Genomic DNA, 1,658 nt, shown 5'->3' with positions numbered 1-1,658 from the left:
CTAATGATAACCATGTAAGTAAATATATTGATACAGGTATAATAAAAATTAATAAAATTGATGCAATTAAACTAATACATAAATAAAAAATCTGATCTGATTTTATTTTCCGAATAAAAGCACAATAGTTATCATTGGCATAAAGTAAGCGATCATCGGCACCCGTTATATATTGAGTTCCTTTATCTAAATCACCAATCCAACCTAGAACCTGTGGACGATATTTTGATGGCATGGTTTTCCCTTACTCCTTATTATTTTACTTAGTATCCAAGCTACTCATTATGGTTTAACATTATACTTTTGTTTGATTTCTGCTAACTCTTCTTGTGACGTTGCATTAAAGGCTTCTACCATCCATTCTGGCCAACCTTGACCTTTGATGATCTCTTTTTTAAATTGGATTTCTTGCTCTGATTTGTATTTACCGGCATTTAAATTGATTAAATCATTACAACACATAAAATTATTCACCCAACCCCAGACCATATAACTCCCTACACCGATGCGTAATGGATCAAGCAGTATATGGTCAATTGTTTTATGGGTATGGGGTTTACAAACCATTAATATGGTCGTATTCAGCGAATAATTGGAAAAATTATGTACCACTACCCCTTGTAAATATGCCCAATCATACTCTTTGATTCGCTTTTTGTTTGGGTGTAAAAAGGTAAGCGGATTTCGTAAAGATTTAAAATTAAAAAAATAACTTTCATTCACATACACTTTACCAGTTTTACGGTTAAAAATGATTGGACTACCTCTGCGTGTAAATAGATTTTGATAGCATTCAGGAATCATAAGATACAAAGCAAAAAAACAAGTGATAGTTCCCAATAATAATACAATATCTATAATTTTTTCATCATTATCAACCCCAGGTTCTAAATTAACAACAAAGTAAAAATAAAAGAATATATAGAAAGTAAGACCAATTATTGATATCAACGAAATAAATAAATAAAAAATCTGGTCTGATTTTATTTTCCGAATAAAAGCACAATAGTTATCATTGGCATAAAGTAAGCGATCATCGGCACCGGTTATATATTGAGTTCCTTTATCTAAATCACCAATCCAACCTAGAATCTGCGGACGATATTTTGATGGCATGGTTTTCCCTTACTCCTTATTATTTTACTTAGTATCCAAGCTACTCATTATGGTTTAACATTATACTTTTGTTTGATTTCTGCTAACTCTTCTTGTGATGTTGCATTAAAGGCTTCAATCATACATTTTGGTCAACATTGCGCTTTAATAATTTTCTTTTTAAATTCACCTTTTTGCTACCATATTAAGAATTACCATAATCAATCAATTTTCCGGTTTTATCATCTCGCACGCCCCATTCGATACGATTATCTAAAATCGCTTGTTGTACTCTTGGTGGATAGTCTGATAAGGTGGTTTCTTTCGGTACGGTTTTCCCTTTTTGACCAGCTTGACGAATGACTTTTGACCAGCGTGGTTGCCAGCATAAACATTCCGAAATAAAGTAACCTATCGTGTAAAACGGTAATAATATAAAAAATACCGGTATCAATAAAATGTACATCCAGAATGTTGGGGCATTTTTTGCAGCATGGATCATCGGTTTTATATGTCCACTTAAACCATGTAAAGGCATCGGTAGATGCGTACTGAGCCAAGGT

At 32.6% G+C, this 1,658-nt stretch carries 2 protein-coding genes and 1 pseudogene; all 3 read right to left on the bottom strand.

Going from position 1 to position 1,658, the window contains the following annotated elements:
- Positions 1–235, bottom strand: a 235-nt coding sequence (locus A9G11_RS04300) for a hypothetical protein (protein ID WP_141674342.1), incomplete at its 3' end; no start/stop codon positions are given.
- A 47-nt stretch (positions 236–282) separates the two neighbouring features.
- Positions 283–1,116, bottom strand: coding sequence for a DUF6708 domain-containing protein (locus tag A9G11_RS04295; protein ID WP_065618294.1), 834 nt, complete (start codon positions 1,114–1,116; stop codon positions 283–285).
- A gap of 184 nt (positions 1,117–1,300) precedes the next feature.
- Positions 1,301–1,658 (bottom strand): annotated as a pseudogene (locus tag A9G11_RS14315) (hypothetical protein); the annotation flags it as partial.

The organism is Gilliamella sp. wkB108 (assembly GCF_001690195.1).
Classification (GTDB): domain Bacteria; phylum Pseudomonadota; class Gammaproteobacteria; order Enterobacterales; family Orbaceae; genus Gilliamella; species Gilliamella apicola_L.
The sequence above is the reverse complement of the archived record's forward strand: the minus strand, read 5'-3'. Positions and strand labels throughout refer to the sequence as shown.

What these genes read in the sequence shown, in the direction of transcription:
- A9G11_RS04295 (WP_065618294.1), bottom strand. Translation starts at nt 1,116, where the DNA reads ATGCCATCAAAATATCGTCCGCAGATTCTAGGTTGGATTGGTGATTTA.